Source organism: Streptomyces sp. NPDC051909 (genome assembly GCF_040681095.1).
Classification (GTDB): domain Bacteria; phylum Actinomycetota; class Actinomycetes; order Streptomycetales; family Streptomycetaceae; genus Streptomyces.
Window position 1 is genome coordinate 117,567 of the sequence record NZ_JBFAYA010000001.1, and the last position, 14,385, is coordinate 131,951.

Below are 14,385 nucleotides of genomic sequence, written 5' to 3' on the forward strand. Positions count from 1 at the left end.
AGGAGGAATGGAGGGAAGGAGGGAAGGAGGGGGGAGCGTGGGTCCGGGTCAGGCCTTGAACGCGTGGCGCGGGCGGTGACGCGAAGGCGGTTCGACGCTCTTCCGGTGCTCGTGGAGCAATCGGGGCGGTGGTGGTTCGGTCAGCCCCGCCCGGTAGAGGCCGTAGGCGAGCCGCTGGGCCTTGGCGCCGTGCAGCGCGCCGCGCAGCGGCCCGTGCCGCAGCACCGCCGCGGGACCGAGCAGCCCCTCGACGACGGCCAGGGCCCCGGCCACGTCGCCGTGGACGATCCGGTCCCGGACCCCGTCGAGGCAGTCCGGGCGCCGGTGCGCCTCGTCGATCGCCCGCAGGCAGGGCAGTGGCGGGCCGGACAGCGCGAAGAGCAGTTCCTCCCGCCGCAGTTGCGCCGGATCGTGGTCGAGCGGTGCGAGGACGCCGTCCACCAGGGCGATGCGGTGCCGGGCGCCCCGGCATTCCACGATGCGCGGCGCGCGCGGGTCGTCCGGGGCCCGTACGGCGGGGGCGGTTCCGGGCGCGAGGGCGGCGGCGACCAGCGGGTGCAGCCGCCCGGGCTCGACCGCCCCGGTCCGGAGCAGTTCCAGGTCGGGCGGCGGCCAGGTCGCCGCGTCGGGCAGCAGCGGAAGGCGCGTACCCGCACCGGCGTCGGAGGCGCAGCCGGGATCGCCGACCTCGACGACCAGACGCCGCTCCCCGGCCCGTACGGCCACGGCACCGGCCGCCCGCCCCTCGGCGGCCAGCAGGATCCGGGCCTCCGCCGCCCACCGCTCGGTCTCCGGCAGTGGCGGAAGGTCCGGGCCGAGCTCGGCCCCGGAGCGTTCCCGCAGCTCACCGGCCCGGCGCGCGTCCCACAGATGCCGGTGCAGGTCGAGCCGGAAGCGCCGGCTGGGCCGGGGATGCGGATGGACGGCGGGGTGGACGGCCGGGTCGTCCCAGGTCGGATCCACCCCGTCCCACAGGGCGAGCCCGACCCGCTGCCCGCCCCCGGCCCAGGCCGGTGGCGTGCGCACCACGAGGTGCAGGGGCGGTTGGTCTGTGGAGTCCTCGTAGCGCGCGAGCGCGATCGTGAGGCCGGGCCGCACCAGCCCGTCCGGCGCGATCCGGGGCAGATGCCAGCGCAGCAGATCCGGTGCCAGGTGCCGCAGGTCCGCCCGTACGCGGGCGGCCAGTTCACGGCCTCGGGCCCGTACGAGCCGCTTGAGGTCCAGGTCGACGTCGAAGCCCGCGGCGGCGCACGCTCCGGCCCAGTCGCCGCGCAGGCGCCGGGCGGTCGCGGTCTCGATCATGGCGGCCGGAACGGCGAACGCGCGCACGCGCGACCAGAAGTCGGGAAGGGGAGAAGCGGGGAAACGGGTGTCACCGTTCGCGATGTGAGTGGTCATCAGCACTCACCTTGCGCGGACGGGACCCCCAATCTGAGAGCAGAATGAGTCGTCATCGCGCCGATCGTAACCACAGGCCGTTCGGACCCGCCAGGGTAAATCCACCCGCCAGGGTAGATCCCGAATCATGCATGCACGCTTGCTTGTTTCCTCGACTGCTGCCAAGGTCTGCCCAGGTCTCCCCAAAACGCACGCGCACCGGCCATCCTGTCGCCACGCCACCACCCACCCAGAGTCAGGGGGCATGCACGCATGGTGTTCCGCAGTGAATACGCCGACGTCCCGGTCGTCTCCCGTCCCATCCACGACGCCGTCCTCGGCCGCGCCGCAGAGTTCGGCGAGCTGCCGGCGCTCATCGACGGCACCGGCGGGGAGGGAGCACTCACCCTCACGTACGCGCAGGTGGACGCCTTCCACCGGCGGGTGGCCGCGGGCCTGGCCGAGGCCGGGGTGCGCAAGGGCGACGTCCTCGCCCTGCACAGCCCCAACACCGTGCTGTTCCCGGTCGCGTTCTACGCGGCGACCCGGGCCGGCGCGTCCGTCACCACCGTGCACCCGCTCGCCACGCCCGAGGAGTTCGCCAAGCAGCTCCGCGACTCCGCCGCGCGCTGGATCGTGACCGTCTCGCCGCTGCTCGCGACGGCCCGCGCCGCCGCCGAACTCGCGGGCGGCGTCGAGGAGATCCTCCTCTGCGACGCGACGCCGGAGGGGGACGGAACCCGCTCGCTCCAGTCCTTCCTCGCCTCCACCGCCCCCGAGCCGGACCTCGCGATCGACCCGGACTCGGACGTCGCCGCCCTGCCGTACTCCTCCGGCACCACCGGCGTCCCCAAGGGCGTCATGCTCACCCACACGTCCATCGCCACCAACCTCGCCCAGCTCGAACCGCTGCTGCCGATGGGCCCCGGCGAACGCATCCTCGCCGTGCTGCCGTTCTTCCACGTGTACGGCCTGACGGCGCTGATGAACGCCCCGCTGCGGCTCGGCGCCACCGTCGTCGTACTGCCCCGCTTCGAGCTCGACGGCTTCCTCGCCGCCATCGAGAAGCACCGCATCGACGCCCTGTTCGTGGCGCCGCCGATCGTCCTCGCGCTCGCCAAGCACCCGGCGGTCGCCGACTACGACCTGTCGTCCCTGAAGTACATCGTCTGCTCCGCCGCCCCGCTCGACGCGGCGCTCGCCCAGGCCTGTTCGGAGCGGCTGGGGCTGCCGCCGATCCTCCAGGCGTACGGCATGACCGAGCTGTCCCCGGGCACCCATCTGGTCCCGGTCGCCGCCGAGAACCCGCCGCCGGGCACGGTCGGCAAGCTGCTGCCGTCGAGCGAGATGCGGCTCGTCGCGCTCGACGACCCGGCGAAGGACGTGGCGGCGGGCGAGGAGGGCGAGATCGCCATCCGCGGCCCGCAGGTCATGAAGGGCTATCTGGGCCGGCCGGAGGCCACCGCCGCCATGATCGACGCCGACGGCTGGCTGCGCACCGGCGACATCGGGCGGGTCGACGAGGACGGCTGGCTGTACGTCGTCGACCGGGTGAAGGAACTCATCAAGTACAAGGGCTTCCAGGTGGCCCCGGCCGAGCTGGAGGCGCTGCTGCTCACCCACGAGGGCATCGCCGACGCGGCCGTCGTCGGGGTCGTGGACGGCGACGGCACGGAGGTCCCGAAGGCCTTCGTGGTGCGGCAGCCGACGGCGTCCGCCGCGCCCGGCCTCACCCCTGAGGACGTCATGGCGTACGTCGCCGAGCGGGTCGCCCCGTACAAGAAGATCCGGCTGGTGGAGTTCATCGACACCGTGCCCCGAGCGGTGTCGGGCAAGATCCTGCGCCGGGAACTGAGGAATCGCGCATGAGCCAGAGCCAGAGCCAGAGCCAGAGCCTGATCCGGACCGCGTCCGACCGGGGGATCACCACACTCACCCTGGACTCCCCGGCCAACCGCAACGCGCTCTCGGCGCCCCTGGTGACCGAGCTCGCGGACGCGCTGGCCGCCTGCGGCAAGGACCCCGGCGTACGGGCGGTGGTCCTCACCCACACCGGCGGTACGTTCAGCGCGGGCGCGGACCTGAAGGCGCCGCCCGGGCCGTACGCCTTCGTCGACCTGCTCCGGCAGATCGTGGAGCTGCCGAAGCCGGTGGTCGGCGTCGTCGACGGGCACACCCGGGCGGGCGGGCTCGGGCTCCTCGGCGCGTGCGACGTCGTCCTGGCGTCGGAGGGCTCGGACTTCGCGCTCACGGAGGTACGGATCGGGGTCGCGCCCGCGGTCATCTCCCTCACCCTCCTCCCGAAGCTGGAGCCGCGGGCGGCGGCCCGCTACTACCTGACGGGGGAGCGCTTCGGTACGGCCGAGGCGCGGGCGATGGGCCTGGTGACGGCCGGCACGGACGCTCTGGACGCGGTCCTGGACGGGCTGCGGCGCGGCTCCGCGCAGGGCCTGCGGGAGGCGAAGCGCCTGGTCACGGCTAGAGTCCTGGAGACCTTCGAACGCGACGCGGAGGAGCTGGTCCAGCTGTCCGCGTCGCTGTTCGCCTCCGCCGAGGCGCGCGAAGGGATGACGGCCTTCCTCGAACGACGGGATCCGATGTGGCGGCTCTGACCGGCCCGAAGCCCGGCCCCAAGCAGGACAGGAGCCGCGCCACCCGGCAGCGGCTCCTGGAGGCGGCGGTGGCCTGCCTGGCCGAGCACGGCTGGGCGGGCTCCACCGTCGCGGTGGTCGCCGAGCGGGCCGGCGTCTCCCGGGGCGCCGCCCAGCACCACTTCCCCACCCGCGAGGACCTTTTCACGGCGGCCGTCGAGTACGTGGCCGAGGAACGCTCCCAGGCCCTGCGCACCATCCCCACCCAGGACCGCCGCGCCGTCGTCTCCGCCCTCGTCGACCTCTACACCGGCCCCCTCTTCCGTGCCGCCCTCCACCTCTGGGTCGCCGCCTCCGACGAGGAACAGCTCCGCCCCCGCGTCACCGAACTCGAGGCCCGCGTCGGCCGCGAGTCCCACCGCATCGCCGTCGACCTCCTCGCCGCCGACGAGTCCCGCCCCGGCGTCCGCGAATCCGTCCAGGGCCTCCTCGACATGGCCCGCGGCCTCGGCCTCGCCACCCTCCTCACCGACGACCGCGCCCGCCGCGAACGCGTGGTCGCCCAGTGGGCGCAGCTCCTGGACGAGGCCTTGGGCTGAGCCCGAGCCCCGTCCCCGTGACCGCCGTCACATCGCTCCGCGCGCCCCCGCAGTACGCTGGTGCCATGCTTTCGCTCGTACGTCGCCGCCACGTGGACTTCCTCCGCGTCGCGAGCATGGGCTGTCCCGGTCACCGCTGACCCAGATCCAGGACATCGCCCACCCCTTCGCCCGGAACCGCCGCACACCCCCGCGACGCACCGGGCGCCGTACACCCCACGCGGACGCACACCATGAGTGACCCCTCGAACGCCTCGATCGCCTCGAACGTCTCGATCTCCTCGTATCCCTCGCAGCTCCCGATCGTCGATCTCTCCGCCGCCGACCGCGGCCCGGAGGCCCGGCGGCTGCTGCATGCGCAGCTGCATTCCGCCGCGCATGACGTGGGCTTCTTCCAGCTCGTCGGGCACGGCGTGACGGAGACGGAGACCCGGGCGCTGACCGAGGCGATGCACGCGTTCTTCGCGCTGCCCGAGGTCGACCGGCTGGCCCTCGACACCACGAACTCGCCGCACTTCCGCGGTTACACCCGGGTCGGCGACGAGCGGACCGGCGGGGCCCGGGACTGGCGGGACCAGCTGGACATCGGGGCCGAGCGGGCGGCGCACGCGCCGGGGCCGGGGGAGCCCGCGTACTGGTGGCTGCAGGGGCCGAACCAGTGGCCCGAGGCACTCCCGGAGCTGCGGCTCGCCGCGCTGAACTGGATCGAGCGCCTCTCCGGCGTCGCCGAGCGGCTGCTGCACGAGCTGCTGCTCTCGATCGGCGCGCGGCCCGACTTCTACGACGAGGCGTTCGGCCGCCATGCCCACCCGCACCTGAAGCTGGTCCGCTACCCGGGCAGCAGCGGCGACGCGGGCGACGAGCAGGGCGTCGGGGCGCACAAGGACTACGGGTTCCTGACCCTGCTCCTGCAGGACCAGGTGGGCGGGCTGCAGGTGCAGCGGGAGGACGGTCTCTTCCACGACGTGCCGCCGCTGCCGGGCGCGTTCGTCGTGAACCTCGGCGAGCTCCTGGAGGTGGCGACGAACGGCTATCTCGTCGCCACCAACCACCGCGTGGTGTCGCCGCCCGGCGCGACGGAACGATTTTCCGTCCCGTTCTTCTACAACCCGCGGCTCGACGCCCGGATCACCCCGCTGGAGTTCCCGCACGCCTCCGCCGCGCCCGGCGTGACGGCCGACCCGGCGAACCCGCTGTTCGCCGAGTACGGCCGCAATGAGCTGAAGGGCAAGCTCCGCGCCCACCCCCTCGCCGCGGCCCGCCACCACGCGGACCTGCTGACCTCCTCCGGTCAGCCGGCGGCGATGTCGGCGATGTCGGAGTAGCCCTCGATCTCGCGCGGGTCCCGCTGGCCGGGGCCCGTGTAACGGGCCGACGGGCGCACGAGGCGGCCGGTGCGCTTCTGCTCCAGGATGTGCGCCGACCAGCCCGCCGTACGGGCACAGGTGAACATCGACGTGAACATGTGCGCCGGAACCTCGGCGAAGTCGAGGACGATGGCCGCCCAGAACTCGACGTTGGTGGCCAGGACGCGGTCGGGGCGGCGGTTGTGCAGCTCCTCCAGGGCGGCCTTCTCCAGCGCCTCCGCCACCTCGAAGCGCGGCGCGGCCAGCTCGCGCGCCGTACGGCGCAGCACGCGGGCGCGCGGGTCCTCGGCGCGGTAGACGCGGTGGCCGAAGCCCATCAGGCGCTCGCCGCTGTCGAGGACGCGCTTCACGTACGCCGTCGCGTCACCCGTACGCTCGATCTCCTCGATCATGCCGAGGACGCGGGACGGCGCTCCGCCGTGCAGCGGCCCGGACATCGCGCCGACGGCACCCGACAGGGCGGCCGCGACGTCGGCGCCCGTCGACGCGATGACGCGGGCGGTGAAGGTGGAGGCGTTCATGCCGTGCTCGGCGGCCGAGGTCCAGTAGGCGTCGACGGCCTTGACGTGCTTCGGGTCCGGCTCGCCGCGCCAGCGGATCATGAAGCGCTCGACGATGGACTGCGCCTTGTCGATCTCGCTCTGCGGCACCATCGGCAGGCCCTGGCCGCGCGCGGACTGCGCGACGTACGAGAGGGCCATGACAGCGGCGCGCGCGAGGTCGTCGCGCGCCTGCTCGGCGGAGATGTCGAGGAGCGGTTTCAGGCCCCAGACCGGCGCGAGCATGGCGAGCGCGGACTGCACGTCGACCCGGATGTCACCGGAGTGCACGGGGATCGGGAACGGCTCGGCGGCCGGCAGACCGGGGTTGAAGGCACCGTCGACCAGCAGGCCCCAGACGTTGCCGAAAGAGACGTGACCGACCAGGTCCTCGATGTCGACCCCGCGGTAGCGCAGCGCGCCGCCTTCCTTGTCGGGTTCGGCGATCTCCGTCTCGAACGCGACGACTCCTTCGAGCCCGGGTACGAAGTCGGACATGAGGCGGCTCCTCAATCGTAGGGATCGGTCGTTCAGAGGGAACGACTGATCGATGATCAATCATTCGGCCGTTGGTTGGCAGGACGCAACAGGGATCCAGCGCATGAGTCTGTACGGTTCCGATGATGCGGGGAAGCGTGACATCCGGCACACTGCGCCGTTCCGGCGAGGAAGGATTAACGGCACGCGGTGCCGGGCAAACTCCGGCACTGCGGCAGGATGGAGCCCGTGACCGACGCCCGCGACTCAGACGCTCTCGATCCCGACAGTTTCGATCCTGACGCTCTCGATCCTGACGCTCTCGATCCCGCCGACATGCGCGAGGTGTACCGGACCATGGAGCTCACCGTGGCCGACCTCGCCCCAGAACCGGTCGAACAGTTCGCGCACTGGTTCAAGGAGACCGCCGCCAACCCGGCGATCCACGAGCCGAACGCGATGGTCGTCTCCACCGCCACCCCCGACGGACGCCCGTCCTCCCGCACGGTGCTGCTCAAGCACTACGACCACGCCGGCTTCGTCTTCTTCACCAACTACGGCTCGCGCAAGGGCCGGGAGCTGGCGGCCAATCCGTACGTCTCGCTGCTCTTCCCGTGGCACCCGCTGGCCCGCCAGGTGATCGTCACCGGCCGCGCCGCCCGGGTCGGCCGGGACGAGACGGTGGCCTACTTCCGCACCCGCCCGCACGGCTCCCAGCTGGGCGCCTGGGCCAGCCACCAGTCCACGGTGATCGAGTCGCGGGCCGAACTGCTCGCCCGCTACGAGGAACTGCACACCCGCTACCCGGAGGGCGAGCAGGTCCCGGTGCCGCCGGAGTGGGGCGGCTTCCGGGTGGTCCCGGACGCGGTGGAGTTCTGGCAGGGCCACGAGAACCGCCTCCACGACCGCCTCCGCTACGTCCGGGACACGCCGGACGGGCCGTGGCGGGTCGAGCGCCTCTCGCCCTGACGGTCGCGGGACTCACGGTCCCGGGAAACGCGCGGCCAGACGGAAACGCAGACGACCCGTGGGCCTTGGTCCCGTCCGCCCAGGCGCCTGGGTCGGGACGGGAGCCGGCCGGACTGACCGGCGGCCCACGGGTCGGGTGACTGCGATGGTGTCGGCAGAAGGCCTGCCGAGGTGCACAAGAGTGCGACGGCAGGCCTTAGCCCGCAGTCACCTCACGAGTCCGAAAAGAAACCATTTTTTCGGATCACCTCCTTTCGCGTGTGACCACACACTAAGAAGCCTCTCCCGCTCACTCAACCCATTTTCGGGAACCGATTTTTTCGGGAACGGGCTGTGTCCTGGGTCACGTTTCCAGTTGAATGAAGCGGGGGTGTCGATGACTGCTTCGACGGCGAGTGTTCCCGGTGCGGAGGTGCCCGGCGCGGACCTGCTGGCCGCCCTGCTCGACGGGATGGACGCGGCGCTGTGCGCGCTCGACGCCACGGGGAAGGTGACCCACTGGAACCGGGAGGCCGAGCGGATCCTCGGCTGGAGCGCCGGTGAGGCGGTGGGACGGCAGGGGTTCGACGGCTGGGCGGCGCGCAGCGCGGACGCCGAGGACATCGCGGCGCGGCTGCGGCGCGCGATGACCGCGCCGGGCCGCCAGGTGCACGAGTTCGCGCTGCTGCGGAAGGACGGCGGGCGGGTCCTGGTCCGTACGCAGACGGCGGGGGTACGGGGCGCGGACGGCGGCCCGGCGGGGGTGTACTGCGCGTTCAGCGAGGTGCACGTGCAGATCGACCTGGAGCGCTCGCTCGGTCTGAGCGAGGCGCTGTTCGCGGACGCCGCCTGGGGCGTGGTCCTGGTCGACGTGGACCTGCGGCCCGCCGTCGTGAACGGTCACGCGGCCCGGGCGCTCGGCGCGGCGCGCGGCTCGCTGCTCGGGCGGCCGCTCGGCGAGCTGGTCACCCAGGGCGTGGAGGAGCTGGAGGGCGCCCTCCAGCACGTCCTGGCCGAGGGCTCCCCGGCCGCGCCCGCCGACGTGTGGGTCACCCTGCGCGGCGCGCGCGGCGAACGCCGCCGCTGCTGGCGCTGCGGTTTCGTCCGGCTCGCCTCCCCGCTGGCCGAGGGGCCGGAGCCGGTGCCGCTGGGGGTGGCCTGGCTGTTCCAGGACGTCACGGAGGACCGGCTCGCCGCGCAGGACGCCGACCGGCTGCGCTTCCGCTGGAGCCAGCTGCACCGGGCGGGCGTGGCCGCCGCCGAGGTCGAGGACCCGGTGCGGGCCGCCGCCGTGCTCCTCGACTTCGCGCTCGCGGGCTTCGCCGACCACGTCCTGGTGGACCGCGCGACCCCGGACGGACGCCTGGTCCGCGCCCTCGCCACCCCCTCCGGCGCGCCGGGCCCGGTCGCCCCGCTCGCCACCGCGGGCGTCCCGCTGCGCTACGGCCCGGCCCACCCCGCCGTCCAGGCCCTGGCCCGCCCCGGGACCACCCGTACGAGCACGACTCCCGGCTCCGACCGCCTCTGGCCGCCCGACGCGGCGCACGCCCTGTGCGTCCCGCTCCGCTCCCGTGCCCGCACCCTCGGCGTCGCGACCTTCCTCCGCTCTCCGTCCCGTCCCGCCTTCGGGCGCGAGGACACGGTGTACGCGGAGACGGTCGCGGCGCGGGTGGCGGCGGCGCTCGACGCGGCGGCGCTCGACGGGGCGGACCCGAGCTGGCGGACCTGACGGAGACCCGCCCTAGTGGCGGTAGAAGATCCGGTCGCCGTACTCCGTCATCACGCGGCCGTTCCACTCGTGCCCGCCGTCCACGTTGCCGGAGCGCAGCAGCGGGGGCTCGATGCCGAGGCGGACCATCTCCTCGGCCGCCGCGGCCATGGTGGCCTGCATCAGGGCGCTGGTGACGACGGTCGAGGCGGGGGCGAAGGGGGCCGCGACGGCCTCGTGGGTGAGTTCGGCGTCGCCGACCGCGATCCTGGAGTCGAGGACGATGTCGCAGTGGTCCTTGAGGTACGTGCCGGAGACATGCCGGGACTTCGTCTCCGTGGCGTACGCGACCGAGGTCACGCCGATCACGGTGAGGCCGAGGGCGCGCGCGTTCATCGCCATCTCGACCGGCAGGGCGTTGCGGCCGGACAGGGAGATGATGATCAGGACGTCGCCGGCCCGGGCCGGGGAGGAGTCCAGGACCGCGCCGGCCAGGCCGTCGACCCGCTCCAGGGCGGAGCCGAGGGTCGCGGGCATCACGTCGACGCCGACGACGCCGGGGACGGCGAGCAGGTTCATCAGGGCCAGGCCGCCGGCCCGGTAGACCACGTCCTGGGCGGCGAGCGAGGAGTGACCGGCGCCGAACGCGAACAGCCGGCCGCCCGCCGCGACGGCCTCGGCGATCGCCGTGCCGGCGGCCGCGATGTCGTCGGCGTCCTCGTCCCGCACCTGCTGGAGCAGGCCGATCGCGGCGTCGAAGAACTGTCCGGCCAGCTTGCTCTCGCCCATGGTGGAGGCTCCTTCTCGTCGTGGTCGCGGATCACCGTGCGGTCTGGACCATTGCTCTGTCAATAGCACCTCGTCCGGGCGAGCCCCGGTTGTCGGTGCGATGCGTCAGAATTGGTGCAGGGCCAGCGCACGACCTATCGAGGGGCACGTATGTCCGGACTGATCGACACCACGGAGATGTATCTCCGCACCATCCTTGAGCTCGAGGAGGAAGGTGTGGTCCCCATGCGCGCCCGGATCGCCGAACGGCTGGACCAGAGCGGTCCGACCGTGAGCCAGACCGTGGCCCGCATGGAGCGCGACGGCCTGGTGGCCGTGGCGAGCGACCGCCACCTGGAGCTCACGGAGGAGGGCCGCCGCCTGGCCACCCGGGTGATGCGCAAGCACCGCCTCGCGGAGTGCCTGCTCGTCGACGTGATCGGTCTGGAGTGGGAGCAGGTCCACGCCGAGGCCTGCCGCTGGGAGCACGTGATGAGCGAGGCCGTGGAGCGCCGCGTCCTCGAACTGCTCCGCCACCCGACGGAGTCGCCGTACGGCAACCCGATCCCGGGCCTGGAGGAGCTGGGCGAGAAGGCCGAGACGGAGTCCTTCCTCGACGACTCGATGGTCTCGCTCGCCGACCTGGAGGCCGCGGGCGAGAGCAAGACGGTGATCGTCCGCCGCATCGGCGAGCCGATCCAGACGGACGCCCAGCTGATGTACACGCTGCGCCGCGCGGGCGTGCAGCCCGGCTCCGTGGTGTCGGTGACGGAGTCGCCCGGCGGCGTCCTGGTGGGCAGCAGCGGTGAGGCCGCCGAGCTGGACGCCGAGGTCGCGGCGCACGTCTTCGTCGCCAAGCGCTGACGGCGGGTCGCGCGGCAGGTCGTCGTCGGCGGGCCCGACGGCGGTCGCTGCCGCCCGCCGCGCCGCGTACGGCGCTGACGCCCGGCGTACGACGCCCGGCGTGCGGCGCCGGTCCGCGCCCCGGGCGGGTTGACGCGCTCCGTTGACGCGCCCGGTTCACGCCGGGCCCGTTTTACGGCGGAATCGCCACGCCCGCGGGCCTTCCCGTGCCACGCTGGTGCGATGAGGGTCGTCGCCCATGAGACGAGGGACGAGACGAAGAACCCCGGCGCCCGTAGGTGCCGGGGTCCGTCCTCCCCTGTGCTGACCCGGAGCCCCGAGCTCCCAGGGTCAATCCCCTCGGACCGATTTCCCCGAGCGGTCCGCCTCCCGCAAAAGATCTCCCCTCGGCCGCAGCCGTCAATCCTTGAGCGCTGTCACTCGAACGTGGGGTGTTGAGCGGCATCAGCGCATTTTCGAATACAGGTTCGATAGTCTGGCGCAGTTCCACGGGAAAGAGGGGGTGCCGAGCAGCATGGTGCGACGACTCGACGTCACGGGAGCCGACGGCGTACGCCTGGCGGCCTGGGACTTCACGGAACGGACGGCACCGCAGACCGGGCCGGGCGTGTTACTGCTCCACGGGCTGATGGGCCGCGCCTCCCACTGGGCCCCGGCGGCCGCCCGGCTCGCGGCGCGCCACCGCACGATCGCCCTCGACCAGCGCGGCCACGGCGCGAGCGAGAAGCCCGCGTCCGGCCCCTTCACGCGCGAGGCGTACGTCGCGGACGCGCTCGCCGCCGTCGAGCGGCTCGGGCTCGGCCCGGTCACCCTCGTCGGGCACTCCATGGGCGCGCTCACCGCCTGGCAACTGGCCGCCGAGCGCCCCGACCTGGTGCACGCGCTGGTCATCTGCGACATGCGGGCCTCCGCGCTCGGCGCGGCCTCGCAGCGCGAGTGGCAGGACTGGTTCCGCCGCTGGCCGGCGCCGTTCGACTCCCTGGACGCCGTCCGCCGGTGGTTCGGCGAGGACGACCCGTGGGTGGAGCGCCCGAACCCGGCCCGCGGCGCCTTCTTCGCCGAGGTGATGACCGAGCGGCCGGACGGAGGCTGGGGCCCGGTCTTCGACCCCGCCCAGATGCTCACCTCCCGCGAGACCTGGGTCCACGACGCCCACTGGGACTCCCTCGCCCAGGTCCGCTGCCCCACCCTCGTCGTCCGCGGCCTGGACGGCGAACTGGGCCGCGCCGAGGCCCAGGAGATGGTCCGCGTCCTCCCGCACGGCGCCTACGCGGAGATCCCGGACGCCGGTCACCTCCTCCACTACGAGCACGCCGACGCGTGGTGGGAGGCCGTGGCGCCGTTCCTGAACGGCGTGCTCACCTCGTGACGACCATGATCGACACCGCCGTGACCTCCATACGATGATCGCCCCATGACAAGCAGACTCCTGGCGGGTCCGACCCGCCGTACGGTCCTGATCGCGGCGGGTGCGGCGGGCGCCGCGATGGCGTCGGCAACGGGTGCGGCCGCCGCCGGGGACCCCGCACACCTGCCGCCCCGCACCGGCGACAACCCCGTCGTCCGGGAGAACCGGAACCCCGGCTCCGGCCGCTGGATCATCGGCGCCAAGGAGACCCGCGGCGTGGACCTCCGCCGCCCCCAGATCCAGGGCTGCCCCGCCACCGCCTCCGTCGCGCCCGGCGAGACCCTCACCCTCCACCTGTCGGCGGCCACCACCCGTACCGCCCGCACCTGTGAGATCGAGATCCACCGCTTCGGCTTCTACGGCGGCGAGCGCTCCCGCCTCCTCCACACGGCCGCCGAGGTCCCGGTCGGCCGGCTCTGGCGGCTGCCCGTCCCCGGCGCCTGGGTGTCCGGCGTATTCCTCGCGGTCCTCACCGCCGACGGCTACCGCGCCTACGCCCCCTTCGTCGTCCGCGAACCCGCCCGCTCCTCCGACGTCCTCGCCGTCGTCCCCCTCGCCTACCCGGGCCTGCGCCCGTACCCCGGCCTGGGCACGCCCGCGACATTCGGCGCCGACGTCAGCGCGTACCGCTGGCTGGAGGAGGCCGGTTACGACGTCACGTACGCGACCGAGGAGGACGTACGGGCCCGCCGGGTCGACCCGCGCCGCCACCGCGCCGTCGTCCACTCCTCGGCCGCCGCCCGCCCGGCCGCCGTCCCCGGTTCCGTGGCGCTGCGCCGCCCGCTGGCCCTGGCAGAGCCCGGCCACATCGACCCGGAGGCCCGCCGGCAGGCGGCCGCGCTCCTCGACGGGCTGGTACGCCGGCCGTAGACGACGATCTCCGCGAGGCCTGCGATGTGACCACCGTCACGCCGACGGAGTGTCAGATCCGGTGCCGCTGCGCTGTCTTCATCACGGCAGCCGAGAGAAGGGATCGTCAGGATGAAGACCGTCATCGTGTGCGCCTCCGTGTCGCACGGCAATACGCGTCGCGTCGCGGAGAGCATGGCCGAGGTGCTGGACGCCGAGGTCGTCTCCCCCGAGCAGGCCGACCCGGCGGAGCTGGCCGAGGCCGACCTCGTCGGGTTCGGCTCGGGCGTGTTCTATCAGCGGCTCCACCCCCGCCTGACCGACGTCGTCAAGGCACTGCCGGCCGGGCGGCGGGGCCGGGCGTTCGTGTTCGCCACCAGCGGGCTCCCCGAGATTCCACTGGCGCCCTTCACCCGCCCCTTGGCCAAACTCCTGGAAGGCAAGGGCTTCGAGGTGCACGAGAGCTTCACGTGCCGGGCGCTGGACACCATGCTGCCCTTCAAGCTCGTCGGAGGCATCGGCAAGGAGCGGCCGAACGCCGCGGACCTGGCCGCCGCGCGGGCGTTCGCCGAACGGCTCCGGGACATGCCCTAGCGTTCACGGTGCTACCAGACGTCGTCCCGATCGGGGTCTGTTCCACCAGTGCTTGGGCCCGTCGGCGCCGCACGCACCGCCGCCCGGAACGGGAACGGGCGATTGGTGAACTCCTTCAGTTCTCCCTGAAGCTGTTCGTCATAGCGTTCGGGGTCGGCCGCCCTCCGCTGGAGAGTGCCAGCGGCGCCGAGGCCGGCACCGCCAAGGCCGCTGACCGTCGCGAGGATCGTCTCCAACATCGCCATCTCGTGATCGTCCGCTCTGTCCCCCGCGAGCCACAACGTTCGTGCCGGGTA

14 protein-coding genes are annotated in these 14,385 nt (G+C 73.2%); 10 read left to right on the plus strand and 4 right to left on the minus strand.

Features of this window, described 5'->3' with window-relative positions:
- Nucleotides 1–48: 48 nt before the first annotated feature.
- Entirely contained in the window at nucleotides 49–1,398 is a 1,350-nt protein-coding gene (locus AB0M18_RS00620) for a hypothetical protein (RefSeq protein ID WP_365754315.1), read from the minus strand.
- Nucleotides 1,399–1,650: 252 nt separating this feature from the next.
- Between AB0M18_RS00620 and AB0M18_RS00625 the strand changes: the two genes are divergently transcribed.
- From AB0M18_RS00625 to AB0M18_RS00640, 4 genes are all read left to right on the plus strand, one after another.
- On the plus strand, nucleotides 1,651–3,246 hold the full coding sequence (locus AB0M18_RS00625; protein WP_365754317.1) for a 4-coumarate--CoA ligase family protein: 1,596 nt from the start codon (nucleotides 1,651–1,653) through the stop codon (nucleotides 3,244–3,246).
- Nucleotides 3,243–3,989: an enoyl-CoA hydratase family protein gene (locus AB0M18_RS00630; protein ID WP_365754319.1), complete on the plus strand. Its 747-nt coding sequence runs from the start codon at nucleotides 3,243–3,245 to the stop codon at nucleotides 3,987–3,989. Before AB0M18_RS00625 ends, AB0M18_RS00630 begins: the two co-directional genes overlap by 4 nt.
- Nucleotides 3,977–4,567, plus strand: a complete 591-nt coding sequence (locus AB0M18_RS00635; RefSeq protein WP_365754321.1) for a TetR/AcrR family transcriptional regulator — start codon at nucleotides 3,977–3,979, stop codon at nucleotides 4,565–4,567. The genes AB0M18_RS00630 and AB0M18_RS00635 overlap by 13 nt, the downstream gene beginning before the upstream one ends.
- Nucleotides 4,568–4,800: 233 nt before the next feature.
- Nucleotides 4,801–5,892 (plus strand): 2-oxoglutarate and iron-dependent oxygenase domain-containing protein, encoded by a 1,092-nt coding sequence (locus tag AB0M18_RS00640; protein WP_365754323.1) that lies wholly within the window; start codon nucleotides 4,801–4,803, stop codon nucleotides 5,890–5,892.
- Here AB0M18_RS00640 and AB0M18_RS00645 read toward each other — a convergent pair.
- Complete coding sequence (locus AB0M18_RS00645) at nucleotides 5,859–6,971, minus strand: citrate synthase 2 (protein ID WP_365754324.1); 1,113 nt, start codon at nucleotides 6,969–6,971, stop codon at nucleotides 5,859–5,861. The genes AB0M18_RS00640 and AB0M18_RS00645 overlap by 34 nt on opposite strands.
- Before the next feature lie 219 nt (nucleotides 6,972–7,190).
- Here AB0M18_RS00645 and pdxH point away from each other — a divergent pair, with 219 nt between their 5' ends.
- Nucleotides 7,191–7,919 carry a pyridoxamine 5'-phosphate oxidase gene (pdxH, locus tag AB0M18_RS00650; protein ID WP_365754325.1) on the plus strand — a complete coding sequence of 243 codons (729 nt, stop codon included), beginning with the start codon at nucleotides 7,191–7,193 and terminating at the stop codon, nucleotides 7,917–7,919.
- A gap of 376 nt (nucleotides 7,920–8,295) precedes the next feature.
- A complete protein-coding gene (locus AB0M18_RS00655) occupies nucleotides 8,296–9,627 on the plus strand; it encodes a PAS domain-containing protein (protein ID WP_365754327.1) in 1,332 nt (443 codons plus the stop codon).
- Nucleotides 9,628–9,639: 12 nt separating this feature from the next.
- On the opposite strand, the gene AB0M18_RS00660 is transcribed toward AB0M18_RS00655, so the two are convergent.
- Nucleotides 9,640–10,395 (minus strand): SIS domain-containing protein, encoded by a 756-nt coding sequence (locus tag AB0M18_RS00660; protein WP_365754329.1) that lies wholly within the window; start codon nucleotides 10,393–10,395, stop codon nucleotides 9,640–9,642.
- Between the two features lie 150 nt (nucleotides 10,396–10,545).
- Here AB0M18_RS00660 and AB0M18_RS00665 point away from each other — a divergent pair, with 150 nt between their 5' ends.
- From AB0M18_RS00665 to AB0M18_RS00680, 4 genes are all read left to right on the plus strand, one after another.
- Nucleotides 10,546–11,238 (plus strand): metal-dependent transcriptional regulator, encoded by a 693-nt coding sequence (locus tag AB0M18_RS00665; RefSeq protein WP_365754331.1) that lies wholly within the window; start codon nucleotides 10,546–10,548, stop codon nucleotides 11,236–11,238.
- Nucleotides 11,239–11,752: 514 nt separating this feature from the next.
- On the plus strand, nucleotides 11,753–12,607 hold the full coding sequence (locus AB0M18_RS00670) for an alpha/beta hydrolase (protein WP_365754332.1): 855 nt from the start codon (nucleotides 11,753–11,755) through the stop codon (nucleotides 12,605–12,607).
- Nucleotides 12,608–12,652: 45 nt separating this feature from the next.
- Nucleotides 12,653–13,516, plus strand: coding sequence for a N,N-dimethylformamidase beta subunit family domain-containing protein (locus AB0M18_RS00675; protein WP_365754333.1), 864 nt, complete (start codon nucleotides 12,653–12,655; stop codon nucleotides 13,514–13,516).
- Between the two features lie 111 nt (nucleotides 13,517–13,627).
- Nucleotides 13,628–14,089, plus strand: a complete 462-nt coding sequence (locus AB0M18_RS00680; protein WP_365754335.1) for a flavodoxin family protein — start codon at nucleotides 13,628–13,630, stop codon at nucleotides 14,087–14,089.
- Between the two features lie 11 nt (nucleotides 14,090–14,100).
- Here AB0M18_RS00680 and AB0M18_RS00685 read toward each other — a convergent pair whose 3' ends face one another.
- Nucleotides 14,101–14,334 carry a hypothetical protein gene (locus AB0M18_RS00685; RefSeq protein WP_365754336.1) on the minus strand — a complete coding sequence of 78 codons (234 nt, stop codon included), beginning with the start codon at nucleotides 14,332–14,334 and terminating at the stop codon, nucleotides 14,101–14,103.
- Nucleotides 14,335–14,385: the final 51 nt, after the last annotated feature.